Here is a 23,345-nt window from a genome sequence, read left to right on the forward strand (position 1 = left end):
TTCGACCTTCCTGCGGCTTTTCTGTCGCCAACGTTCTTGACCGCCATCTTCACCGCGCCACCCCGCTCTGTCGTACTTGATTCATTATGCGCACCGTATCCTGTACTACCCGCGCCAGGTCTTGCTTTGCGCACGTGGGCCTTCGCTGTCTTTTTCGCCGCGGCCTTGTCGTTCCTCTTCGTGGATCGCGACTAACGCCCGAAGGATTCCCGGGTTCCGGAACGAGTCCAGCCACCGGCTATAATCGTGTCTGATCAGATTAGCGCCCGCGAAAACCGCGTCTAACCAGGCCCGCGATGACGCCGGTGATGCGCACGGTCTCGACGACGTCACTCGGAGGCAACCCGAACAGCCAGATCACGAGCCGCCTTCGCTGCTCGAAGGTCGGATGAAGATGCCCAAGGGCGGTCTTGCCGGTCGCCGCCGCGACGGTGACCGCGACCCACCCCAGCCGCTCCATGTAGAGCCAAGGCTGGGCGCTTTCGGTCAGCGGACGCATTGCTGCCGTCCATGTCAATTCCACGGAAGAGGTGGAGAGCGCGGCGACGCGGCAGGGAACAGCATGATCATTGCCCGCGAGCGCCAGCGCGCCGGCCTCGTTGACAGGAAAGAACTTGTCGCCTCGCGGCAATTCGAAACAAGCCACGAACGCGATGAATGCGATCAGCATCGAAATGCCGGCCCACAGCAGATTGAAGTAATCGCGAGACGAAATTTCGCTGGCCGCATAGGGAGAAAGAAAAGCCCATGCGATGCTCGCCGCGGAGCCGAACGCAATCAGGCCGAACGTCAGCGCCAGCTTCCACCGCAGCTTCGGCGCCGATCGGTCACCGCCCTTGTCGGTGATCTTGAACGGCCGGCCGAACGGCTTGACCACGGCGCTGATCAGCGTCGCGGAGACCGCAAACGAAACGATCGCGTGCGTCGCCTCCATGAACAAGGGAACGGTGCGCGATCGTGAAATCCAGGCCATGTAGATGGTCTGACCCAGAATGGCCGGCGCGCCGTAGCGCAGGAACGCCAGATAGTCGGCCTCGAATGCCGGCAGACCGGCGAACCAGTACATCATCGGCGCGATGAGAAGTAGAACCAGGAACGGCTTGCAGAGCCAGTTCAGAATTCCGTGGATGTAGTGCAGCCGTTGAATCGCGGAGTGTCCGCGACCGAACAACGGCCCGTCGCGCAACAGTGCGACCTGGATTGTGCCGAGACACCAGCGGCTGCGCTGCGTGATGTATTCGGGAATGCCTTCGGCGGACAATCCGCAGCTCAGTTTCTCGTTGAGCCACCAGGTCTGATAGCCATGCGCCAGCATCGTGTAGGTCAGGTTGATGTCTTCCGAGATTGCCTGACTGGGAAATCCGCCGATCTCAACCAGACGATCGCGGCGCACGACGAACGAGGTGCCGACGCAAAACGCGCATCCCCAGGCATCCTTGGCAGGCTGAAAGACGTCGAAGAAGAACCGCTGGTCATCGACCATGCTTTGCGTGGCCAGCAGATTGTGCTGGATCGGATCGCTGTTGTAGTAGAATTGCGGCGTCTGAACGATCGCTACACCCGGGTCCGCCAGCAAGCCAACCGTTCGTTTCAGCAAATGCCGTTGCGGGGCGAAGTCCGCGTCAAGAACCAGAATGACGGGCGCATTGGTCGCGGCGGATGTCACCGTAAGCGCGTTGTTGAGATTTCCGGCCTTCGCCGCCTTGTTGTCCGATCGCGTGATATATCGCGCGCCCGCTTCCAGGCAGTAGTCGCGAAGCCAGCTTCTGCGCGTGTCGTCAAGCACCCAGACGGTGAAATCCGGATAATCCAATTCGAGCGCTGTCAGGATGGAGCGCTCGATCACCTCAAGCGGCTCGTCATAGGTGCAAATGAAGACATCGACGGTGGGCCAGGCGTTGCGGACGCGCATATCGTGCTCCGTCCGATCGGCCTGTCCGGACCGATCGACGCTGCGGAACAGAATGACGATCGACATCAGCGTGTAGACGACCGCGATGAATTCGAGCGTGAAAAACAGGTGCGGCCAGAGGCTTTGCGCGGACATCGAAAGCCGCGGCAAGGTGTCGTGCCAACACCAGAAGATATAGATCACGAGCAATGCTCCGGCTGTCGACCCGAAGATCATCCGATCGAGCGCCCGTGAGGGGTTGAGCAGGCGCGCGCTCACAAGCAGCCCGATCCACAGTCCAAAATCGATCATTAGGATCGACGAATTGTCGGCGGCGCTTTCCAGCATCAGCTCATCTTTCGCCCGGTGAACGGGTTCCAGCCGGTTGCCGCCAGCGCGGCCCATGCGGTGGCGCCGAGGTGGGGCCTGCGATAGTAGAAAAAGTCGGCGTTCGTGCTGGTGGGGTCGATCGACAGGCCGGTGGTCACCCTGGCGCTGCGCGTGGCGTTGAGCAGGCCTGATTCCGTTTGATCCGAGCGAAGCGCGGCCAAAATCGCCCGGCTGCGCGCAAGGTCGCCGGACATGCGATAGGCCAGCGCCGCTTGCGCGGTTCCTTCAACCCACAGACCGTCGCGGTCTCCATTGAAGTCGAAGCCTCCGGGCACAGCCAGATGCGTCTCTGCGAAACGAAGCGCGCTGCGCCACTCGGCGGGCGCATCGGGGACCGCCATCCATGGCCAGAGCTGAACGTCGAGCGCGAGCATGGCGTCGTCAGCCGGTTTTCCGTCGGGGTTGCGTCCGAGCAGAAAGTGGTCGTCGCGAAACGAAGCGTCGAGAAGCCGCCGCGCCTTCGACGCCGCCTCGGCATATTTCGTGTCGCCCGTCAGCCGCAACAGCCAGTTGGCAACCGCGTACACATCTGCGTTGTGTTCGGTCGACACCCAAGCGAGCCGCACCTGGGCGGGATCGTAGCCGTGGAAACCGCCGCGAAAGCCCTCGGTTTCGGCGGCGGTGTTGCGGATGATCCACGCGAGCAGCCGCTCCGCATCGGCGAGATAGGCCGCGTCATGGGTCGCTTGATGCAGCGTCAGCAACGCCAGCGCAGCCCACGCGACGTTGCCGGTGGCGGTGCCATCCTGTGCGGGATCTTCCGCCCACAATTTCTTGTCGCTGTCCCACCAGCCTGGAAGCGCGGGCGGTCCCTTGCCGACTGGGCCGGCGCGATAGGCGTTGCGGATGCGGCCGTCATGGAACGTGCGGTCGGCGCGAACCGCCTTGCTCAGCGCGTCGCCAATCAGCCGCGCTTCCGGCAGGTTTCCACACGCCACCAACGCGATCGCGGCCAAGGCGTTGTCATAGACAAATGCCGTCGTGGCCAGTCCGCGAGGCAGATGATCTTCACCCTGCCCGGGTTCATAGCTTCGGATAAAGACAGGCTCCGAACCGCGCGCCTGGGACGCCACAGCCCGGCTTAGCCCGGCGCAATATGGATTGTGGCTGGAGGCTGGATCGCCCATTGCTGCGGAACCTGACGCAATCGCGATGCACAGGCCGACGATGAAGGGCCGGATCACTTCGAAACGACCGCTTCGGTGCGGGCCGGCCAGTCTTCCCATTTCGCCGAGGTGTGGCGGTTCTGCGGCGCCTCGCGGAATTTAGCCGAGAGCCGGGCCAGTCCCGCTTTCCGATTGCGCTCATGAAGCGGTTCGGCATTGGCCGATTCCCACGAGGTCACGAAGGCCGCGAGCTGCCGCCAGGCGACCGACATCGACGGGACAACGACGCCGTTGTCCCGCGTCACCGTGACCCATTTGCCGACCGCGCAAGGCGAAAATTGTCCAGCCGCCTCGGCGGATTCGGTGCGCAGGCCATCGCCGTTCTTTTGATCCGGCATCACCATCGCATACATTTCCCGCCGTTCGGTTTGCGGAAACGGCACCGCGTAGCGTTCATCGAGCTTGTCGCTGGTCTTCGGCAGCAGCGAGGTGATGATGCCGGACCCGAAGGGTGCTCCATCGACCCGAACATGGGTGCCGGCCGCCAGGTTCTGGCCCTGCCGGTACGAGAAGATGGCGACGACGAACTGCTGCTCGCAGTCGACCAGCGAGGCCAGCGCGTCGCCGGCACTGACATGGCGCCCCCTGGAGGCTTCGACTGTCAGGACCATGCCCCGGCCCGAAACCCGCACCTCCGCCGCGGCCAACTTGTCAAGCCGGGTGCGTTCCGCATCGATCAGCCCCTTCTGGTCGGCGAGCTGCGAAGACAATTCAGTTTCTTCGATTGCGAGCCGCTTGGCGTCAAGGTCGATATCCCGCCGCTTCTGGACAAGTGTGGCAATGGGGATCAGATCGTCGCCGACATAGATTCCTTTTTCCAAGGCGTCGAGCTGGCTGATTTTCTGGCCGAACTTCGCCTTCTCGGCGTCCGTGTTGTGAAGCGCCGCTGAATATTGCTTCAACGTCGGGTTCAACATGTCCATGCTCGCGGTGTTGCGTTCGACCATCCTGGTTTGCCGATCGACCAGCGCCTTCTTCGCGCCGCCAAGTGAGTCGGATTCGGCGACCCTGGCGCGCAACTCCTCAATCTGCGATTTGAATTGCGATTTCAGTTGCGCCAGCTGGCCCTCGATTTCCGCATTCAGCGACGTCAGATAATCTAAGTCGGAACTCCGCTTTTCTTGCGTCGCCACCAGTTTCTGCCGTGCGTCGGACGACTTCTGCTCCAGCATGATGAGGGTGCTTCGATCGAGCCTGGCATTGGAAATGTGCGCCACCACGTCGCCGGCGTTCACCTCGCGCCCCGGTGTCGCACAGCCGATTGTCCGCTCCGGTCCGCCCCGGATCACCGACCTTGCCTGGCAGCAACGGTGCAATCGTTGCCCACTGCCGATCGCTCAGCTCATACCGCTTGATCCCCATCGTGCAACTCCGTGCCAGAATCACGGAACCCTATGAATCAGCGATCAGACCGCTTGGGAATCCTGAATGTCGATCCGTCCTAGTCGCTCAGTAGGTGTTTTAGCATCGCATCGCAGGCGACTTCGGCCTCGTCGAAAGACTTAAATGGTGAGCCGATGATCTTGATTGCGCCACGGTCTCCGTAAAGCGGACGCCATGACGCCACATAGCCTGGCCTTGCGTGAAATCCGGCACCGGCAAAACTTTCGAAGAAACTGATTGTGAAGGAATAGCCGTCGCTATTCGCACTCCATATCTCCATCTCCTCGACACGGTGGAATTGGAGCGCCTCTATCCGATAGGCGGGGTCTTTCGGAATCCAAGACATCGCGATACTCCACATGCGATGCAGAAAATGTAATGCTGCCGCCGCCGATTGGGAGTCCAGCGTTGAACGACGGCTTTGGGTTGCGGAAGCGCCCGGCACGTCGATAATGCTGATGAAGGCAAGTGCTACCAGGGCTTCACCCCGGACGCCTGTCGATCGACGATTTGTAGAGTGCTACGTATGACTTGGCCGATTTCGTCCAGCTGAAGGACTGCGCCATGGCAGATCGTCGCATGTGATCAAGGCGGTCTTTCATGCCAAAGGTCGAGAATGCCCGGCAAAGACTTCCGAGGAAACCGGGTGCCGAAGCGCGGTCGAACAAAAAGCCGGTCTGGCCGTCCACGATGGTCTCGGCGAGGCCTCCGGTGCGATGGCCGATCGGAAGCGAACCGAAGCGCTGGGCGTACATCTGGCTCAGCCCGCAAGGTTCGAAGCGCGACGGCATCAGCGTGAAGTCGCTGCCGGCGAAAATCTTCCGCGCTTCAGCATCGTCAAAGCCGATCCTCACGGCAATCGCGCGCGGTGCGCGGGTCTGCTCCTCGAGCAGCTCTTCCTCGAACCGCGTTTCGCCCTTGCCGGTGACGACGATCTGGCCGCCGGCCTCGACAATGGCTTGAGCACTCTCGATTACGAGATCGACGCCTTTTTGATGGATCAAGCGCGCGACAAGCGCGAACAACGGACCTCTCGAAACCGCAAGGCCGAACTGCTTCCGGACATCGTCGGCGTTGAGCGAGCGTTCCGCCCAGTCGCCAGCGCCGAACGGCTGGAATAGAGACGAGCAGGTCCGCGGATCCCAGCTCTCGTCGATACCGTTCAGGATGCCGGAAAGCTGGTTGCGGTCGGCCCGTCGCTTCAACAGGCCTTCGAGGCCGCAGCCAAACTCGGGGGTGGTTATTTCCCGGGCATAGGTCTGACTGACGGTCGTAAGGTGAGAGGCGTAGACTAGGCCGGCTTTGATGAACGATAGCCGGTTATAAAATTCCACGCCGTCGATGTTGAAGCTTGCCTCAGGGATTCCCAGCGGGGCGAGCGAGTTCCGGTCGAACACGCCTTGATAGGCCAAATTGTGGATCGTGAATACCGTCGGAATGTGCGCGTACTGCCATTCGAGATAGCCAGGGATGAGCGCGCATTCCCAGTCATTCGCATGGACCAGATCGACGGCCCAGTTCTTATCTACGAGCCCTCGGGCGAGCTGCGCGGCGGCATAGGAGAATGTCGCAAACCTCACATTGTTGTCGCCCCAATCGGCCCCACGGCCGTCGGCATAGGGGGTGCCGTCTCGCTCGTATAGCTCCTGACACCGGACGACGTAGTAGCTCAGCCCGTCGGCGGTGTGCCCTAGTACCTCCTTTTCTTAGAAGGTGAGTCGTGATTCAAGATCGGGATGATCCCCGAAGCAAGAGAAGTTCGCCTTTCGAGGAAAGATCGCAATGTGCTTGAGGCGTGTTGTCGCTCACCGGTGACGTTGCAGCGCGATTTGAAGCGAGCGCGGATAGTTCTGTTGGCGGCGGACGGGCGCAGCACCCGCTCGATCGCCAAAGAAGTCGGGGTCCAGCCGCGGATTGTCAGCCTTTGGCGGCACCGCTATGCCGATCATGGCCTTGAAGGGCTGCAAGACAAGCCGCGACCCGGCAAGCAGCCGATCTATACGAAGGCTCCTTCACAAGCCTCAAGCAGCTTCAGGAGCACATCGATGCCTACGTCAACGCGTACAACGACAAAGCCGAGCCCTTCCTCTGGACCAAGAAAAAGGTCCGTCAACGTCGCTTCCAAGGCCGCCGTATCACTCAGCTATGATTCCGGGTACTAGGCCGATCTCGAAGGCGGGAAGGGATGCGTAGGGCGCGCATCGCCCCACGATTTCGAGGTCCTGCAAGCCTCGCAGCACAGCAGGGTAGCCGGGAATGATGAGGCGTACGTCAGCAAAACGGCGCAAGGCGCGCGGGAGAGCCTCAGATACGGCGGCAGGTCCGCCGACCTGAACAAAATCCGATACTTCTGGCGTTGCGAAAAGGATCCTCACTTGTTACGCCCCATTTGCAGAGGGGAACAGTGGTTTTCACGAACCACCTTTGGAATTCCGATTGCGCTTCCCCAATCACGCGCAATTCCTGAATTCGGCGTCACAACAAAGGTTCCTAACATCCGCGAGCGAGAAAGCATTAAAAAGTGTACACAGCCTGCGCTGCCGGATGATCGAAGATCGCGAAGGGTTAACGGCCGGCGCGCGCGTTGTGAGGGCCTGCAGGCCAACGCCGGCGCAGTTTGCGAGGAACGAAAGCACATATGTCAGATTTTTCTCGCCAGACGCATGCTTACGCAGATCGTAAAGGGCTTTCCGGCGCGGATCGAGCCTCGCCGGAGACTCCTTGGGCGGCGCTGGTTTTGACACCGGCGCTCCATCAGTCGTGAAAGCACGCGGGTGGGCCGCATCTCGCGATACGGCAATGGGATGATGCGCTCGTTGCTAGCGGCCAGGTGATGCTAACCCGCGTCAAGAAATGGTCTTGGCTGAAAGCCTGAGCAATGAACGTTGCCAAAACGGCGCGGCCAGCAGAAAGCTATCGTCGCTTTGGCGCGTCGCCTTCCACGCTCCACCAACCGATCACGCAGGCTTTGGCATCGTAGGCTCTATCCGCCAGCAATCGCCGGGCCGGAGCGTCTGCCAGATGCTCGATGACATAGTCGCGCACGATATCGGCGCGGGCGAAGCGGGACCTGGAACTGAAGTCAGAGATCGAGCGCGTGTTCGCCGAGAACTTCGAGGTTTATAGCGCGCGCAAGGTCTGGAGGCAGATGCTGCGCGAAGGCTTTGCCGTTTCAGACCTTGAGTCTTGTCGCAGAATTCGCATTCTGCGACACTGCAAAAGTGGGCGGCGTAGTGGTTGCTTTAGTCAGGAATTGGCGCACGCCAGGCGTGGCCACCGCGCGATCTGCTACGATCATCGAAACGACGTCTTTGAACGACGCACCCCAATGCCACAAGAGCCAACCATGTCCCTCACGCCCGCAGGCGCACGCGACCGCATTACACTTGGCCTCGCCTTGCTGTCCTTCGCTGCTGGGAGCATGGACGCGATCGCCTTCCTCGTCTTGGGCGGGATCTTTACCTTGGCGATGAGCGGCAACACCATCGTCCTTGGTCTTGCAATTAGTCAGGGGCATTTCAGCGCGGCGATGCACTCCTTCGCTGCCCTCCTCGGCTACGTGGCAGGGGTATCGGTAGCGTCCCTGTCACTCGCAAAATCCGAGCGCGGGAGCGGCTGGACGCTCGGCCTCGAAGCGCTCTTCCTTGCCTCCTTTGCCGCGCTGTGGCCTTTCGCGGGCGATCCTGTCCACTCATCAGTCGTCTATGGCCTCATCGTCCTTTCGGCGGTCGCCATGGGGCTGCAAGGCGCCATCGGTCGCACGATTGGTATCCCCGGGATCATGACGGTGATCTTCACGAGCACCTATACGGCGATCGTCGGCGACCTCGTAGAGCGGACGCTGGCCGGCCATCGTCCCCTGCTTACTGGTCTTGCAGCGCAGCAACTAACCGCGCTTGCCGCATACCTCGGAGCGCCGTCGTTGGCGGCATCATCGCCACGCATTGGCTGAGGGTCACGCCCTTCCTTCCCCTTGCCGCCATTCTGGTGCTGCTCGTGGAGCTGCGTCTACGCTGGCTCCGCTTTGACAAAGGGCCGTCCTGAGCGGGCACAAACTGCAATCCGCCCAGGCTCCACCGCGTATCGGGTTGTCTTGCCAGCAGGCTTCCAGACACAGTCGCCAAATTGATGTGTTGCCGCCAGCTCAGGCGGTATCGTTGGCGCCGTCGCCCCCCGTCACGTCATAGGTGGCGCCCGAGACCAGGTAGCCTCGTCGCTGGCGAGAAAGACGACTGCGGGGGCAATTGCCTCGGGAGGGAGCCAAGCCACGCCGAGCGGAGACTTGGCGCTGAGCTTTTGTTTCGCTTCAGCTTCCAGCTTGTCCAGCGGTTCAGCATTGGTCAAATCATCGATCGCTTGCGCGTATCGCTGCCTATGGCGCGTGAGCGGGGTGTCGACCAGACCGGGGATGACCGCGTTGACCGTGATTCCGTATTCCGTATTTGCCCGAGTTCCAAGGCCGCAGATTTCATCAGGCCTATGATGCCCCATTTCGAGGCCGTATAGGCTGTCCCGTACTTTGTGCCGTGCCGCCCCTGTGTCGACGACGTGACGATGATACGGCCTCCGCCGTTCTTGACGAGGTAGGGAGCTACCGCGCGGATGGCATTGCAGGTGCTAGTGAGATTGACGTCGATCTGATCCTGCCAATCAGCACCCTCCATCTTAAGGAGAGGCCTTAATGCCTGAATGCTGGCATTGGCAAAGAGGATGTCGATCTTGCCAAAGGTTTCGGCCGTCCATGCAGCCGCTTCGCGCAAAGCGGGCAAGTTACGCTAATCAAGCTGGCGAGAACCCCATCTGCCGCCCGCCGCCTCGACGAGCTGTCCCGTTTCATCCAATTCGTCGCGCGTGGCGGGCTCCACCTCCAGCGTCGCGCTAACGGGTCCCGCGATATCGATCCCTACAATGGTTGCACCCTCGCGTGCAAAAGCGACGGCGGTTGCCGTCCGATACCACGTGCGGCTCCTAACCTTGTTTTCCAGTCGCTTCAATGACATCGACTTGTTCCTTCCTATTGTGTCAGCGCATTGATTTCAGCGACGCAGGCTCAAGCCAAGTCCGATTCATCCCCTGCCCGCGAAGATGAGGTCGATGCCGAGCAAGATCCCGATGACATAAAGGCTGGAAACAGCCAGTGCGTGCAAGCGTAGAGATTTTGTCAAGGGGTGTGCAGCGGCCTCTGTCCTGTTGCTGCCGAGCATCGCCAGCGCCGCCAAAGGCAACAACGCGAATAACGCACCGGTCTCAGGTACCGATTTGCACATCGAGAAATCGATCAAGGCCAACTTCGGCGGTGGCTTCTCGGTACGGGCTCACTTACGGCGCCGCTGGCGGGCGCGCTGACTCAGTCGCAGGGCGTGTCGCGCGCGTTGCTTATTCTGGGGGCGGGATTCCTGGCCCGTTACTCTGCTTTGCTTTCTGGCCGTAAGCCCCCCTCCGGCAGCGTGTGCATTGTGGCCGCGACCGGAACGATTGTGCGCGAGGTCAAGATCGCCAGCGATCCCGAGGCACTCGTCCGCTATTTCGACGAACTGGAATTACCTGTCGGCCGCATTGGGCTCGAAGCCGGGCTATTGTCACAATGGCTGCATGCCGGGCTTATGGCTGCGAGGCGCTCGAGTTCGAGGCCGAAGCGAACATTATCCGCGATTCGATTCGGCGGACCGACGAGATCGCTTCGCGTTTCGCAGGTGTGTAGGGCGCGGTTTTCAGCCGAGTCCCGCGTGCTATGTTCGCTTTGGTAGGGACTGCTCGTTTTGCTGCACCACACTGACCTTAATGGCCCGCTTGACGCGTCCTGGCTCCCCAAAGCCGTCACCAGTCTCGGGCGGCTTATGACGTAGAAATTTGCACGTCAGAACCGGTCCGCCGCAACCGATCTCCACACGACATCGAGCAACAACCAGCCTTCTCCCAAAGCTTCCGAAAGACGAAGTCGTCAAAGCAATTGCGAGCGCATGAACGGAAAAAGCCACTCCGTCATTGAGGCCGACTTCTGATGTGAGGCTGAATCTGATTTCACCACCCTCTACCTTCGGCCGGCGGTCCGACTGAAGTCGGCCGCAAGAACCGGATCGGTCGGAGCAATGGCTGCGGCGATCAGAAGGGCCGAAGCCAATGGAAGGCTCGGAACGACGGCGCCGCGTCGCTATTCCCGCGGATCGCCGCTTACATGCCACCTTATAGACCAGGTATGGGCCGTGCCGCCGCCGTCGGTGATCCAGTAAGGCAGATAAAATGAACCCGCGCGATCGGGAGGCGTTAGTAGTCAACTCTTGAAGCACGCGTAGCACCAGTTCTCAGGCCACAATGAGTGCACGTCGGACCTCCGCAAAGATCTTCGGCTTGAGGCCAAGCCATCCATTTCCCGTGGATGTGAAGCCCGCTCAAGCGGATGTCGAGATCGCACAAGCAATCGCGCACCATACCTCACCTGTTCCCGAGGAAATCGCCAAGGCGTTGACATTGGGGGGCAGATGAGAAGGTCTTGCTCGTTCTGGCCGCCATCGGATGGATGGCTTCGCGAGGCGGCGGTGAACAGCTTCGGCGAGCCGGCAACCATGCGCTGCTGGTCACAGTGGCGTCCTCATTATTGCCGCACGGTATAAAGCTAATTTTCGATCAAACTCGTCCCGATCGAACAACGGTGCTGGGGCATGTCCACGGCATTTCGTTCTCTGGCAAACGCGACGATGCTTTTCCCTCGGGGCACGCACTCCATATGGGCGCGTTAGCCTCCGCAGCCGGCGCCTTGCCGACTGGACCGCGGCGAACGATCCGAGCCATCGCGGTGGGCCGTTCTCTCACTCGAGTCGCGGTCTTGGCGCATTGGGCGTCGGATGTACTCGCCGGGTTCGCGCTCGGCGCGGTTCTGGAGCGGCTCCTTCGGCTATGGACCGGATATCCGCCCGAACTCTTGGAGGAGAAAGAGGATGCCGATCGTTGAAGATCTCAAGGAGTATGCGGAGCGCGCCACCGGACTGCGGCGACCGGGCAAGCGTGCAGTTGCAAACTTCGTGCGGCAACGCAACCCGCACGGCGTCCGCTTCAGAGATGACGGTCTGGTGCCCAATCATCCTCGTTGGCCGTTAATCCTCTATCGAGGCGCGGTCCACTTTGACGAGCGCCTCGATCCGGCGGCCGTGTTCGAAGACTTATTCGAAGCCAATGGATGGGGCGATACCTGGCGCAACGGCATCTACGATTATGTGCATTACCACTCCCGGATCCATGAGGCGCTGGGGATCGCGCGCGGCAAAGCTCGGGTCCGTTTCGGTGGCAAAACCGGCCGGACCTTCGCGTTAAAAGCGGGAGATGTCGCGGTGCTGCCCGCCGGGACGGGCCACCGCAGTCTCTCCGCCTCCGCGGATTTCCTAGTCGTTGGGGCTTATCCACCGACGGGAACGTACGACGTTTGCACGAGCATCGAAGACCGTGCCCGCGCTCTCGGGAACATTCCCAGGGTATTGCCACGCAAGGATCCGGTCTACGGAAAGGAAGGACCACTATCGAAGCTCTGGAGGCGGCCGAAATGAGCGAATATGTCATCCGCTTCTTTCTGGGTGGCATAGCGGTATCGGCATTCGCGATGGTCGGGGACATCCTGCGTCCCAAGAGCTTCGCCGGTTTGTTCAGTGCTGCCCCGTCAGTGGCGCTCGCGACGCTTGGCATCGCCGTCTATCTGCATGGAGCCGGCTACGCGGCAGTGCAGAGCCGCGCAATGATCGCCGGCGCGATCGCGCTTGCCATCTATAGTGTTGTGGTCTGCCAGCTCCTCGTTCGGGCGCGCTTGACGGCAATGCCGGCCGCGCTGATTTCGCTTGTCGTTTGGCTGATGGTAGCTTTCGGCCTGTTGGCGATGTTCGGAGCCCGGACGTGACTCCGATCCGCATCTCGTTTTCATCGCTGCGCGAGGGGCGTCCTTACGAATATCTGGTCCGTTTCGCGCTCGGTGGCGCCGCGACCGTGGTCACCGGCCTAATAAGCAGCGATTACGGAGCATCCATTGGAGGTTTGTTCCTGGCTCTTCCGGCTATTTTCTGCGCCAGCGCCACGCTGATCGAAAAACACGAAATTCGTCGGAAGAAAGAAACAGGTCTCAACGGCTGTCGGCGCGGGCAGCAAGCGGCGGCGCTGGACGCGGCCGGCGCCGCGCTGGGCGCGCTCGGGATGTTGGCCTTCGCGCTTGTCTTCTTCATCGTGGTCAAAGCCAGCATTTCGGCTGCCTTCGTCACGGCGTCGATCGCCTGGCTTGTCGTCTCGATGGCGGCTTGGTATGCGCGGCGCAAGACGAGGCCACGTTTGCGTTGACACTTTGAGACTAGTCAGGTGAATCTAAAATTCGTGGCATAAGGTTTGCTGAGTTTTCTGGCAGAAGCGTTTGACGGAGGCGAGGATTTCGTCAGCTGACTTTGTCCATCGATATGGCCTGGGATTTTCATTGTGCCGCTCGATGAAGGCGCGGATATCTTTTTCCAACTGCTTGGTCGAAGTATGGACGCCGCGGCGGATCTGCTTGCGGGTGAGTTCAGCAAACCAGCGCTCGACCTGATTGATCCACGATGCTGATGTTGGCGTGAAGTGCACATGGTAGTGCGGTCGTCGCACCAGCCAGGATTTGATCACAGCAGTTTTGTGAGTGGCGTAGTTGTCCATAATGATATGGATATCGAGACCGTCGGGAATGTGAGCGTCGATTTGCTTCAGGAAGTCGAGGAACTCCGCAGCACGATGGCGCTTGTAGCATTTGCCGATCACAAATCCGGAAGCACCATCGAGGGCCGCGAACAGCGATGTTGTGCCGTGGCGGATATAGGAATGCGTCCGGCGTTCCGGAATGCCCGGCATCATCGGCAGGACCGGCTGCTCGCGATCAAGCGCTTGTATCTGGCTCTTCTCGTCGACACTGAGCACCAGGGCCCGATTGGGCGGCGACAGATAAAGACCGACGATGTCGCGGACCTTGTCGACAAATAATGGGTCGCTGGAAAGCTTGAATGTCTCCGAACGGTGCGGCTGCAAGCCGAAGGCGTTCCAAATCCTTCGGATCGTCGTGTGCGAAAAGCCGGTCGCGGTCGCCATCGAACGGATGGACCAGTGCGTGGCGTCGCTCGGCGTGGAGCGGAGCGTGCGTTCGATAATTGCAGCGACCTGATCGTCATCAATCGTGCGAGGCCTGCCAGGGCGGGCTTCATCCAAGAGCCCTTCGATGCGCCCCTTCAGAAAGCGCCGACGCCACTTGCCAACTGTATGCTCATGGACACCCAGTTCGTGCGCAACGGATTTGCTGGGTATGCCATCCGCGCATCGCAGGATGACGCGGCATCGCTCAGACAAAGAACGCGCCACGCGATGACGACGAACCTGCCGTTCGAGATACGCGCGCTCATCCGCGCTGAGGATCAAGGGAGAAATCGGGCGTCCTGCCGCGTTGGCCATAACTGCGCTCCCGCACTCTTGCGAATGCGGCAGATTATAATGAAACGAACTTCAGTTCCAGGTGACTAGCCCGCTTTCACTCAACTCGGCACTCTTGGGACGGGGCGGCCCTTTCTTTTGATTAGGAACCTCTCCCGATCGCAGAGCATTGACCGGCTGGACGCTCCATTCAACAGAACCTAACTTGGCCCGCTTACTCGCCCGTGGCGGGCTGGCCGTCCGATTTGGCCCCGTCGTTCGTCCCGGCGCGCCTTTTGGAGCGCGGTGGCCTTAGTCGGGCGCTGCCTTCGCATCGTGAATTCGATTTCGCGCCAGGCAGTTCAAGCCACTTGAGTTTGCGCGTGCGCGTCGCCGGCAGCTTCGGCCGCAGCGATCAATACTCGGTACTACGCCACCTCCATGTGATCGAAGGTGTAGCTCGCGATCGCCCTTCACAATTTCGTCGTCGACAAGCGGCCATCAGCCAGCGGGGCACGTTGATGCTGACGCGCTCAAGTCAAGCAACTTTTGCGAGCCTCGGCGCGACAGTCCGCGACCGGAACTCGCAGGCAACGCCGGCGTTAACAAGGGCTATCGGACGATCGGACATACGACACCATCATTAAAGGCGCGGATATTGCCCGGCCTCAAGTGACCTATAAGGGCGATGACCTTCGATCCGGAGTAGACACCATGCGCGCAGAAGCGAGCCCTGATCAGGCGCCACCAGCCGATCTACAAATTATGTCCGTTGAGCCGGGACGGACAAGCATTTGGATGAAAGAACTCCCCTATAGTCTCGTTCTGCTACTAACCATAATCGGCGTTGCCTATACGAGCTTCTCGAAACAACCGATTGCTGTCTATTGGGAGATTCTGGCGGTGGTGATTGGAGCCATCTGTATCGGCACCGGATGGCCGAGCGCAGGTGACAAAGACGCGCGATGGCGGTTGGTTTGGACGCAGGTACTACATTGGTGCGCATTTCTGCTCGTGATGAACATGATGCTGTTGCCGAGCGTGCAGAGGATCCTCAATGCCAATGTGACTGGGCTCGCCATTTTCACCTTGCTGGCACTTGGTACGTTTACCGCTGGCATCCATGTCGCTTCTTGGAAGGTCTGCCTTCTCGGACTCGTCATGGCCCTGAGCATTCCGGCGATTGCGTGGATTGAGAGTTCGGCCTTGATTGTGGTTCTGGTTGTGTCCCTGGCGCTTGGGGTTGGCGCCGTGCTTTGGTGGCATTGGCATAGAAAGACGCCCATCCCAGATTGACACAGAGACAAGCAGCGGGCGCAGTTTGCATTCGATCACGCAAATGCCGAGCTCGCGGAGGTAAGAGCCTATCGAATTCTCGATACCAGGGTTTGAAAAGGTCCGTGGCAAGAGATTAGGCTTTTGCGAAAGTCAGGAAGGATCCGGGGGCCAGCCTCAACCAAGACGACGCGCGATTCTCGCGTGTCGAAGTTGCGCCAATCGTGGAGCAAGGTGTCCCGCGCGAGGTCGGCGATCGTGCCCGCAAGCTCCACGCCAGACGGGCCGCCGCCGATAACGACAAATGTCAGATTACTTGGTGCGTTCTGCTTCGTCCCCCGCGCGTTCGGCAAATTCGAACGCGGAAAGGATTCTGCGCCTGATCGTCGTGGCGTCTTCGATGGTTTTCAAGCCGGGCGCATAAGACTCCCAGTCGTCATGACCGAAGTAAGCATGACGGGCGCCGGTCGCCAGCACCAATATATCGAACGGGATCGTTTCGCCATCCTCCAGCAGGATCTCCTTCTCCCTGGTGTTCACGCCGACAACATTGCCAAGCAGCGTCGTCACGTTCTTATAGCCTCGAAGGAGGGATCGGATCGGCCAGTATCGAGTTGGCTCATGTAGCGCGCCACGCTCTCTTCGATCTGCTTCTGGCGGCGCCGTATCTTGCCCTGCGTGAAGTTGTTGTCGCGACTGTTAACGGCCTTGAACTTGCTGCCGTCGATGGCAACACTGACCTTCGCCAGCAGGCCGATCTTGCGGCACAACTCGACAAATCGCGCAGAACGCCCGAGGCCGCGATCACCGCCAGCAGCAGCACGGCCGGATGTTACATGGTCGCGATCCAGCGGTTGACGATGCGGAAGAGGTCAGAGACGCGAAGTTGGCAACCACGATCAGCATACTGAGCAGCAGGATGATTCGCGGCTTCAGCCCGATCAATGCGATAGGCGGGCAACGTGCCGATGGCAACGACGGCGTAGGTCGCCGCTAAAAGCGCGCAGCGTCTGAACGTTCGGCAAAGTATTCATCACGGCGAATCCGCCTTCTGCAGCCTGCCAATTCCACCAAGAATACCATGACCGCTTTGGCTTGAGTTTCTTAACCTAATCAAGGGGCGTGGGACCGCAGAATCTCATAAAAGTGATATGCGGTAATAGGTTATCTTCGGGTCCAAGGACTCTTCGATGTAGACATCGGAGTATCTTGGACGTGTTCGATTTTGCATTCAGCAGAAGTCGTAAGACCAGCGGTGGAACCGAAGCGACCGGCCTACATTTTTGTAATGCATTGAAGCCTTGAGGCGACTGAAGCCGCTGATCGAACCTGGGTTTCGTGGATTTCGTATGTTGTGCCGCACGAACTAAATCGATCCGAAATGATCAGCGAGTGTGACGTAGTGAGAGGTGTGCCCTTGTCCGTCCGCAACCGATTGTTGTTGGCACTTCCGACGGCCGAGCTGAGCGGAGTTTTGCCGCTCATGGAGTTGGTGACGCTGCGGCAGGGACAGATACTTACCGAGCCCAATTGCGGGATCCAGCACATCTACTTCATTGAGACCGGCGCGGCTTGCGTGTTTTCTCGAGGTAAGCAGCCAGTCGAAATTGCTATGGTCGGCCGCTTTGGGATGGTCGGCCTTCCCGTCGCCCTTGGCATCGATAAAGCTCCGTTCCGAAGCGGTTCAGCTTTCTGCGCTGGCGTTGCGTCTAAGCGCCAAGAACTTTCGTTCAGCGATGGCCGAGCATCCCAGGCTTCGCGAGCTGCTACTAAAATACGCTCTGTTCAGGCTCATTGTGGAAGCGCAAGCTGCCGTGTGGTTCCTTTCGGGCGCATTCCCGCGACGGCAACACCCAATGCGACAATAACCGGCGGAAATGAGATTCCGCGAGCAGTGACGAAAACCCAGAGCGGAGAGCTCCTGCTGAGATCTAGTGCCTCCTTTTCTTAGAAGGTGAGTCGTGATTCAAGATTGGGATGATCCCCGAAGCAAGAGAAGTTCGCCTTTCGAGGAAAGATCACAATGTGCTTGAGGCGCGTTGTCGCTCACCGGTGACGTTGCAGCGCGATTTGAAGCGAGCGCGGATAGTTCTGTTGGCGGCGGACGGGCGCAGCACCCGCTCGATCGCCAAAGAAGTCGGGATCCAGCCGAGGATTGTCAGCCTTTGGCGGCACCGCTATGCCAATCATGGCCTTGAAGGGCTGCAAGACAAGCCGCGACTCGGCAAGCAGCCGATCTATACGAAGGCTACCGACAAGCGGATTCTGAAGCTGTTGGACAAGCCGCCCCCACAAGGGTTTGCGCGTTGGACCGGCCCTCTGCTGGCCGGGGCGCTGGGCGATGTTGACGTCCAATATGTCTGGCGGTTCCTGCGCAGCCACAAGATTGACCTCGCGGCTCGCAAGTCCAAGTCCTGGTGTGAGAGCAACGACCCGAACTTTACGGCCAAAGCCGCCGATGTTGTTGGCCTTTACGTCGCCCCGCCCGCAAAGGCCATCGTGCTATGCGTGGACGAGAAACCTTCGATCCAGGCATTGGAGCGAGCGCAGGGTTATCTGAAGTTACCCAATGGCCGCGTCTTGACCGGCCAGAGCCACGATTACAAGCGGCATGGCACTACAACATTGTTTGCGGCCCTCGAAGTTGCCACCGGAAAGATCATCGCGGCTCATTCAAAACGCCGTCGCCGCGTCGAGTTTCTTGACTTCATGAACAGCGTCACCGCGGCCTTTCCGGACCGAAAGCTTCACGTCATCCTCGACAACCTCAACACCCACAAGAAAAACGAGCACTGGCTCAAGGCCCACCCCAACGTGCAATTTCATTTTACGCCGACAAGCGCGTCCTGGCTCAATCAGGTCGAGGTATGGTTCTCGATATTGCAGGGCCAGTCGCTTAGCGGAGCCTCCTTCACAAGCCTCAAGCAGCTTCAGGAGCACATCGATACCTACGTCAACGCGTACAACGACAAAGCCGAGCCCTTCGTCTGGACCAAGAAAAAGGTCCGTCAACGTCGCTTCCAAGGCCGCCGTATCACTCAGCTATGATTCCGGGTACTAGCACGGCCTGACCGCCGGCATCATAGTAGGCCCTGCCATCGCGGCAAGCCTGGGTATCGTTGGTCGCGCGCAACGTCGCTGCGGATCGGCCGAAATCACCGCTACAATGCGGCCGGCAATTCCCTAACGGCTGCCATGATGGGAGTGCTGGGAAAGTATTTCGCATTGAAGGCATTTTTCTAACCACCGCAGCTCTCACCGTCCCGGCCTTGATCAGTCCGAGTCGAAACCGCAGGGACGAGATCGATTACAGTCGCGCGCAATGCGGACCGCAGGAGCCGGCTGCTTCAATCTGGCTCGAGCGTCGGCATGGTCACGGGCATTGCCTCCATCAGCACATCACTGAGCGGTTTGATCTGGCAGGAAGCCGGCGAAAAGGTGGTGTTTTCTTCACCGCTGCTTACTTCGCTCGGCAGGACAAGATGGACTTTGGTGCTGGGAATTTGCATCGGCTCTGCCGGCCAGGTGGCGCTTCTCGTTGCGCCCCTGCTGGTCATCATCTCTGGTTCATTGGGCGTCCGATGACGCTCGTATTCTCAAATGCGCTCGAGCTATTTGCAATCGGGGGCGCGGTCTTCACCGTGAATGCGATTGCGCGCGGCGTGCTTTTTGGGGGTCGCCTTCTTTGTCGTGGACGGGCCGTGAACCGCCATGACAGCGGCCGGTGACCCTTCACCGCTCAGCAGAAGCCGGCGCTCTTCTCGTGCGGCTCTGCACGTGATGAAGATCGTGAGTCTGGGCAGGAAACCGAGATCGGTCGGCCGGGCAGCCACGGTCGGTGGGGTTCACCACTTCTGCCCTTGATATCCGCCCGGGCCCGCCCGGTAAGCAGCGGTAAAAAATCCGTACGGTATCGTACAAAATTCGGAACTCGGACCGACGCGGAGTGTTTCTCGGTACGTCACAGCGTGCCGGACGAATCTTCCCAGCCGGGGGAAGACAACATGAGCCATGGGCGACTGACTCGCCGAGGGTTTCTGGCCCAGACCGCGGCATTGAGTGCGGCCTCCGCTGCGAGCGGACCGTTGAGCGGGGCGAATGCGCGCACGATCCAGGGCGAAGTGCCTTGGGCACCCGGCGAGGCTGACGCGCCGACCCAGGTGTCGCAAACCGCATCATATGTTTATTTCACTCCCGAGGAGGCCACGTTCATCGAGTCAGCCGTGGCACGGCTAATACCCGCCGACGAACTCGGCCCTGGAGCGCGCGAACTTGGGTGTCCGTTGTTTCTCGACCGCCAGCTCGCCGGTGCATATGGGCGGGCGCAGCGCTGGTACATGCAGGGGCCGTGGGCGAAAGGCTCGAAGACGCAGGGATATCAGTCGCGGATGACACCGGCCCAGATGTACCGGGCTGCGATCAAGGCGATCGACGCTTACTGCCGTAACAATTTTGATAAAAAGAGCTTCGCCCAACTTGGCCCGGACGATCAGGATAAAGTTTTGGGCGGCCTCGAAGGCGGCCAGATCAAGCTAGACGAGGTCGATGCAACGGCCTTCTTCAAGCAGTTCCTCCTCAACACCCGAGAAGGCTATTTCGCCGACCCTTTGTATGGCGGAAACAAGAATATGACGGCCTGGAAGATGATCGGCTTCCCCGGCGCCCGCTATGACTACCGCGATTACGTCGCCAAGCACGGTGAGCGATTTCCCCTGCCGCCGGTCTCACTTCGGGGCCGCCCCGCATGGAATCCCAAGAGCTGAAGGAGCAGGCCATGGCGAAGAAGCTTCCCGCGGTCGACGTACTGCTCGTCGACTTCGGCTGGACCGGCGCTATCATGGGCCAGGAATTGACGGACGCCGGCCTGCAGGTTCTAGCCCTCGAGCGCGGTGCCTGGCGCGACACCCCAACGGACTTCGCGACGACCTTCATCCAGGACGAGTTGCGCTTCTATTATCGATACGAGCTGTTTCAGGAGCCGGCCCGGGAAACTCTCGCCTTCCGCAACAACACAGGCGAGACCGCCCTGCCGATGCGTCACCTGGGCTCGTTCTTGCCGGCAGCCGGCGTGGGTGGCGCAGGCATTCACTGGAACGGCCAGAACTGGCGCTTCCTGCCGACCGATTTCACGGTCCGCAGCCAGACGACGCAGCGCTACGGAGCGCAGATGATCCCGGGGGACATGACCATCCAGGACTGGGGAGTTACCTACGACGAGTTGGAGCCTTATTACGACAAGTGGGAATATCTCTGCGGAATCTCGGGGAAAGCCGGTAACATCAAGGGGCAGATCCAGCCCGGCGGCAATCCGTTCGAGGGGCCGCGTTCGCGCGATTTCCCGAATCCGCCGATGGAGATGAGCTACGCACCGGTGCTATTTGCCCAGGCCGCGAAGGAAATGGGTCTCTACCCATTCCCTGCGCCAGCCGCCAACATGTCGCGCGCCTACACGAACCCGCTCGGCGTGCAGCTCGGACCATGCACCTACTGCGGATTCTGCGAGAAGTTTGCGTGCGGCAATTACTCCAGGTCGAGCCCTCAGACCACGATCTTGCCCGTGCTGATGCGCAAGCCGAATTTCACGCTCAAGACCGACAGCGAAGTCATCAAGATCAATCTCGATAGCTCGGGAAAGCGCGCTGTCAGCGTGACCTATGTCGACTTGCAGGGCGAGGAGTATGAGCAGCCGGCCGATCTCATCATCATGACGGCCTTCATCCTGCACAATGTGCATCTCTTGCTAGTGTCTGCGATCGGCATGCCGTACGACCCAGCCACCGGCAAGGGCACGCTGGGCAAGAACTACGCCTACCAGATCGTTTCCGGCGTCGATGTCTTTTACGACGACAAGCTCCTCAACCTGTTCATCGGCGCCGGCGCGCTCGGCATGATCGTGGACGATTTCAACGGCGACAACTTCGACCACTCGAAGTTAGGGTTCATTGGCGGCGGCTATCTCGCTTGCTGGACCACGAACGGCCGTCCCATCGAGACCGATCTGACACCGAAGGGCACGCCGAAGTGGGGCGCGAAATGGAAGAAGGCGGTGGTCGACAACTACCTTAAGTCCATATCCCTCGCCACTCATGGAGCGGTGATGAGCTACCGCGGCAACTATCTCGACCTCGATCCCACTTATCGCGATTTTCTCGGACGTCCGCTGATGCGGATGACCTTCGACTACACGGACAACGAGCACAAGATGTCGGATTTCCTGACGCAAAAGACCGCCGACATTGCCAAAGCAATGAAGCCGCGAGAATTCCATGCCAAACCGCGCGAGGGTCATTACGACATCACGCCCTATCAAACGACGCATAACACCGGCGGTGCGATCATGGGGGCAAACCCGCAAGAGAGTGTGGTCAACCGCTACCTGCAGCACTGGGACGTTTCTAATCTCTTCGTGATGGGATCAAGTGCCTTCCCGCAGAATCCCGGTACAACCCGACCGGAACGGTCGGCGCCCTCGCCTATTGGGCGGCCAATGCGATCAGGACGAAGTACCTGAAGAACCCCGGTCCGCTCGTGCAGGCGTGAGGGAGTGTAGGCCATGCATCGCAAGTGGATCTATCCGGCTTCGGTATTGGTGATAACCGCCGCCACTTTGCTGTCTTCCGATGCCGGATGGGCGGAACAACTTTCGTTCGGCCAGGTCGAGCGCGGAAAGTATCTTGTCGAGGCCGGCGACTGCCAAGCCTGCCACACCAATACAGGTGGCCAGTCGTTCGCCGGCGGCCGTCCGATTCAGACGCCATTCGGAGCGATCTTCGCCCAATATCACGCCGGACCGCGAAACGGGAATTGGCGCATGGACAGACGATCAGTTCTATCGGTCGCTTCACGAGGGAATCGCGGACAATGGCTCCCATCTCTACCCGGCATTCCCGTATCCCTGGTATACAAAGGTGACGCGCGACGACGCGCTGGCGATCCGCGCCTATCTCAATTCGCTCGATCCGGTCAAAGCCGAACGCCGGCCCAATGATCTCATCTGGCCTTTGAACCATCGTGAAATGATGGCAGGCTGGAATGAAATCTTCTTCACGAAGGGCGAGTTCTCCCCCGATCCTAAGAAATCCGCGGAATGGAATCGGGGCGCCTACCTCGTCGAGGGACTTGGTCATTGCGGCGCATGCCATACTCCAACGAATTTCCTTGGCGCAGCGAAGGCGAGCGAGCGCCTACAGGGTGGCACGCTGCAGGACTGGTATGCGCCCGATCTCGCCGGCGAGTTGAGATCGGGGCTTGGCAGTTGGAGCGCCGACGACATCGTGCAATTTCTCAAGCTAGGGCGAAACAACAGGACTGCCGCTTACGGGCCTATGGCGGAGGTGATCACCAATTCGACCTCAAAGCTCAATGATGGGGACCTCAAGGCGATCGCCACCTACCTGAAGGATATGCCTGCACCCGCCACGGAGAAGAAGCCCGGCAAGCCGGACCCCAAGCTGGTTCAAGCAGGAAAAGCGATTTACATCGACAATTGCTCTGCATGTCACCGATCGAACGGCGAAGGCACGCCGGGAACATTTCCGTCGCTCAAGGGCGATACGACCGTTCAGGATCGCGATCCAACAACAATTATCCGCTTGATCCTCGACGGCGTGCATGCGGTCGCGACGGACGCTCGTCCGACTCCATTATCGATGCCGTCGTTCAGTTGGAAGCTGTCGGACGAGCAGATTGCGGCCGTGGCGAGCTATATCCGTAGCGCCTGGGGAAATGCAGCATCTCCGGTTTCGGAGTCCGACGTGCAGCCCATGCGACAAGTGCTCCACGGGACCGCAAAATAGCATGATGCCCCCAAGGAGGTTAGCGAACTCACTCAATCGATAGAT

Annotated in this window: 18 protein-coding genes and 9 pseudogenes; 15 read left to right on the forward strand and 12 right to left on the reverse strand. The window is 59.9% G+C overall.

Translation table 11 applies throughout. The annotated features are described in order from the left end of the window. Window positions 1-259: 259 nt before the first annotated feature. The 6 genes and pseudogenes from NHAM_RS21585 to NHAM_RS21605 all read right to left on the reverse strand — a co-directional run. Window positions 260-2,239 carry a glycosyltransferase family 2 protein gene (locus NHAM_RS21585; RefSeq protein WP_011504902.1) on the reverse strand — a complete coding sequence of 660 codons (1,980 nt, stop codon included), beginning with the start codon at window positions 2,237-2,239 and terminating at the stop codon, window positions 260-262. Beyond that, entirely contained in the window at window positions 2,239-3,408 is a 1,170-nt protein-coding gene (locus NHAM_RS21590; RefSeq protein WP_011504901.1) for a hypothetical protein, read from the reverse strand. Before NHAM_RS21590 ends, NHAM_RS21585 begins: the two co-directional genes overlap by 1 nt. Window positions 3,409-3,461: 53 nt before the next feature. Further along, window positions 3,462-4,682: an HlyD family secretion protein gene (locus NHAM_RS21595; protein WP_198137069.1), complete on the reverse strand. Its 1,221-nt coding sequence runs from the start codon at window positions 4,680-4,682 to the stop codon at window positions 3,462-3,464. Between the two features lie 19 nt (window positions 4,683-4,701). Next, a pseudogene (locus NHAM_RS27240) lies at window positions 4,702-4,809 on the reverse strand (IS5/IS1182 family transposase); the annotation flags it as partial. Between the two features lie 79 nt (window positions 4,810-4,888). Continuing rightward, window positions 4,889-5,275 carry a hypothetical protein gene (locus tag NHAM_RS21600; RefSeq protein ID WP_347336458.1) on the reverse strand — a complete coding sequence of 129 codons (387 nt, stop codon included), beginning with the start codon at window positions 5,273-5,275 and terminating at the stop codon, window positions 4,889-4,891. A 37-nt stretch (window positions 5,276-5,312) separates the two neighbouring features. After that, window positions 5,313-6,515, reverse strand: a pseudogene (locus tag NHAM_RS21605) (glycogen synthase); the annotation flags it as partial. 51 nt (window positions 6,516-6,566) lie between these two features. On the opposite strand from NHAM_RS21605, the pseudogene NHAM_RS25720 reads away from it, so the two are divergent. Then, window positions 6,567-6,836: pseudogene (locus NHAM_RS25720) on the forward strand (helix-turn-helix domain-containing protein); the annotation flags it as partial. A 129-nt stretch (window positions 6,837-6,965) separates the two neighbouring features. Here NHAM_RS25720 and NHAM_RS25725 read toward each other — a convergent pair. After that, window positions 6,966-7,205, reverse strand: a complete 240-nt coding sequence (locus NHAM_RS25725; protein ID WP_011504897.1) for a glycogen/starch synthase — start codon at window positions 7,203-7,205, stop codon at window positions 6,966-6,968. A 356-nt stretch (window positions 7,206-7,561) separates the two neighbouring features. Between NHAM_RS25725 and NHAM_RS29135 the strand changes: the two are divergent. Together NHAM_RS29135 and NHAM_RS21610 are read left to right on the forward strand one after the other, a co-directional pair. Continuing rightward, window positions 7,562-7,862 (forward strand): annotated as a pseudogene (locus NHAM_RS29135) (hypothetical protein); the annotation flags it as partial. Between the two features lie 314 nt (window positions 7,863-8,176). Then, window positions 8,177-8,782 carry a YoaK family protein gene (locus tag NHAM_RS21610; protein ID WP_198137059.1) on the forward strand — a complete coding sequence of 202 codons (606 nt, stop codon included), beginning with the start codon at window positions 8,177-8,179 and terminating at the stop codon, window positions 8,780-8,782. 388 nt (window positions 8,783-9,170) lie between these two features. Here NHAM_RS21610 and NHAM_RS29140 read toward each other — a convergent pair whose 3' ends face one another. After that, on the reverse strand, window positions 9,171-9,599 hold the full coding sequence (locus NHAM_RS29140; RefSeq protein WP_347336459.1) for an SDR family NAD(P)-dependent oxidoreductase: 429 nt from the start codon (window positions 9,597-9,599) through the stop codon (window positions 9,171-9,173). Between the two features lie 6 nt (window positions 9,600-9,605). Further along, a complete protein-coding gene (locus tag NHAM_RS29145; protein ID WP_347336460.1) occupies window positions 9,606-9,830 on the reverse strand; it encodes a hypothetical protein in 225 nt (74 codons plus the stop codon). Between the two features lie 124 nt (window positions 9,831-9,954). Here NHAM_RS29145 and NHAM_RS21620 point away from each other — a divergent pair, with 124 nt between their 5' ends. The 6 genes and pseudogenes from NHAM_RS21620 (at window position 9,955) to NHAM_RS21640 (ending at window position 13,143) form a co-directional block, all read left to right on the forward strand. Further along, window positions 9,955-10,176: a twin-arginine translocation signal domain-containing protein gene (locus tag NHAM_RS21620; protein WP_081435092.1), complete on the forward strand. Its 222-nt coding sequence runs from the start codon at window positions 9,955-9,957 to the stop codon at window positions 10,174-10,176. 68 nt (window positions 10,177-10,244) lie between these two features. Then, window positions 10,245-10,439, forward strand: a pseudogene (locus tag NHAM_RS28660) (hypothetical protein); the annotation flags it as partial. A 703-nt stretch (window positions 10,440-11,142) separates the two neighbouring features. Continuing rightward, a pseudogene (locus NHAM_RS21625) lies at window positions 11,143-11,779 on the forward strand (phosphatase PAP2 family protein). Continuing rightward, on the forward strand, window positions 11,766-12,368 hold the full coding sequence (locus tag NHAM_RS21630) for a cupin (RefSeq protein ID WP_011504892.1): 603 nt from the start codon (window positions 11,766-11,768) through the stop codon (window positions 12,366-12,368). Before NHAM_RS21625 ends, NHAM_RS21630 begins: the two are co-directional and overlap by 14 nt. Further along, window positions 12,365-12,712: a DUF3147 family protein gene (locus tag NHAM_RS21635; protein ID WP_011504891.1), complete on the forward strand. Its 348-nt coding sequence runs from the start codon at window positions 12,365-12,367 to the stop codon at window positions 12,710-12,712. Before NHAM_RS21630 ends, NHAM_RS21635 begins: the two co-directional genes overlap by 4 nt. Then, a complete protein-coding gene (locus NHAM_RS21640; RefSeq protein WP_011504890.1) occupies window positions 12,709-13,143 on the forward strand; it encodes a DUF3147 family protein in 435 nt (144 codons plus the stop codon). The genes NHAM_RS21635 and NHAM_RS21640 overlap by 4 nt, the downstream gene beginning before the upstream one ends. A gap of 24 nt (window positions 13,144-13,167) precedes the next feature. Here the strand turns inward: NHAM_RS21640 and NHAM_RS21645 are convergent, their stop codons facing one another. After that, on the reverse strand, window positions 13,168-14,271 hold the full coding sequence (locus NHAM_RS21645) for an IS630 family transposase (RefSeq protein ID WP_011504889.1): 1,104 nt from the start codon (window positions 14,269-14,271) through the stop codon (window positions 13,168-13,170). Window positions 14,272-14,943: 672 nt separating this feature from the next. On the opposite strand from NHAM_RS21645, the gene NHAM_RS21650 reads away from it, so the two are divergent. Beyond that, entirely contained in the window at window positions 14,944-15,525 is a 582-nt protein-coding gene (locus NHAM_RS21650; RefSeq protein WP_011504887.1) for a hypothetical protein, read from the forward strand. A gap of 116 nt (window positions 15,526-15,641) precedes the next feature. Here NHAM_RS21650 and NHAM_RS25750 read toward each other — a convergent pair. Beyond that, window positions 15,642-16,110: pseudogene (locus tag NHAM_RS25750) on the reverse strand (NAD(P)/FAD-dependent oxidoreductase); the annotation flags it as partial. Further along, a pseudogene (locus NHAM_RS21660) lies at window positions 16,092-16,286 on the reverse strand (IS5/IS1182 family transposase); the annotation flags it as partial. The pseudogenes NHAM_RS25750 and NHAM_RS21660, both read right to left, overlap by 19 nt. 1,195 nt (window positions 16,287-17,481) lie before the next feature. Between NHAM_RS21660 and NHAM_RS21670 the strand changes: the two are divergent. The 5 genes and pseudogenes from NHAM_RS21670 to NHAM_RS21690 all read left to right on the forward strand — a co-directional run bounded on the left by NHAM_RS21670 (window position 17,482) and on the right by NHAM_RS21690 (window position 23,300). Beyond that, window positions 17,482-18,552 (forward strand): IS630 family transposase, encoded by a 1,071-nt coding sequence (locus tag NHAM_RS21670; protein WP_011504885.1) that lies wholly within the window; start codon window positions 17,482-17,484, stop codon window positions 18,550-18,552. 321 nt (window positions 18,553-18,873) lie between these two features. Then, window positions 18,874-19,089 carry a hypothetical protein gene (locus NHAM_RS27245; RefSeq protein WP_041359452.1) on the forward strand — a complete coding sequence of 72 codons (216 nt, stop codon included), beginning with the start codon at window positions 18,874-18,876 and terminating at the stop codon, window positions 19,087-19,089. Between the two features lie 500 nt (window positions 19,090-19,589). After that, a complete protein-coding gene (locus NHAM_RS21680; protein ID WP_198137060.1) occupies window positions 19,590-20,267 on the forward strand; it encodes a gluconate 2-dehydrogenase subunit 3 family protein in 678 nt (225 codons plus the stop codon). An 11-nt stretch (window positions 20,268-20,278) separates the two neighbouring features. Continuing rightward, window positions 20,279-22,044, forward strand: a pseudogene (locus tag NHAM_RS21685) (GMC family oxidoreductase). Window positions 22,045-22,412: 368 nt separating this feature from the next. Then, window positions 22,413-23,300 (forward strand): c-type cytochrome, encoded by an 888-nt coding sequence (locus NHAM_RS21690; RefSeq protein ID WP_245270095.1) that lies wholly within the window; start codon window positions 22,413-22,415, stop codon window positions 23,298-23,300. The last annotated feature ends 45 nt before the right edge of the window (window positions 23,301-23,345 follow it).

Origin of the sequence: Nitrobacter hamburgensis X14 (assembly GCF_000013885.1) — a bacterium.
Taxonomy (GTDB): Bacteria; Pseudomonadota; Alphaproteobacteria; order Rhizobiales; family Xanthobacteraceae; genus Nitrobacter; species Nitrobacter hamburgensis.

Excerpts from the sequence above, each read along its gene's own strand:
- NHAM_RS21585 (WP_011504902.1), bottom strand. The coding sequence starts at position 2,239 with ATGCTGGAAAGCGCCGCCGACAATTCGTCGATCCTAATGATCGATTTT.
- NHAM_RS21590 (WP_011504901.1), bottom strand. The coding sequence starts at position 3,408 with ATGGGCGATCCAGCCTCCAGCCACAATCCATATTGCGCCGGGCTAAGC.
- NHAM_RS21610 (WP_198137059.1), top strand. The coding sequence starts at position 8,177 with ATGTCCCTCACGCCCGCAGGCGCACGCGACCGCATTACACTTGGCCTC.
- NHAM_RS29145 (WP_347336460.1), bottom strand. The coding sequence starts at position 9,830 with ATGTCATTGAAGCGACTGGAAAACAAGGTTAGGAGCCGCACGTGGTAT.
- NHAM_RS21630 (WP_011504892.1), top strand. The coding sequence starts at position 11,766 with ATGCCGATCGTTGAAGATCTCAAGGAGTATGCGGAGCGCGCCACCGGA.
- NHAM_RS21635 (WP_011504891.1), top strand. The coding sequence starts at position 12,365 with ATGAGCGAATATGTCATCCGCTTCTTTCTGGGTGGCATAGCGGTATCG.
- NHAM_RS21645 (WP_011504889.1), bottom strand. The coding sequence starts at position 14,271 with ATGGCCAACGCGGCAGGACGCCCGATTTCTCCCTTGATCCTCAGCGCG.
- NHAM_RS21650 (WP_011504887.1), top strand. The coding sequence starts at position 14,944 with ATGCGCGCAGAAGCGAGCCCTGATCAGGCGCCACCAGCCGATCTACAA.
- NHAM_RS21670 (WP_011504885.1), top strand. The coding sequence starts at position 17,482 with ATGATCCCCGAAGCAAGAGAAGTTCGCCTTTCGAGGAAAGATCACAAT.
- NHAM_RS27245 (WP_041359452.1), top strand. The coding sequence starts at position 18,874 with ATGGTCACGGGCATTGCCTCCATCAGCACATCACTGAGCGGTTTGATC.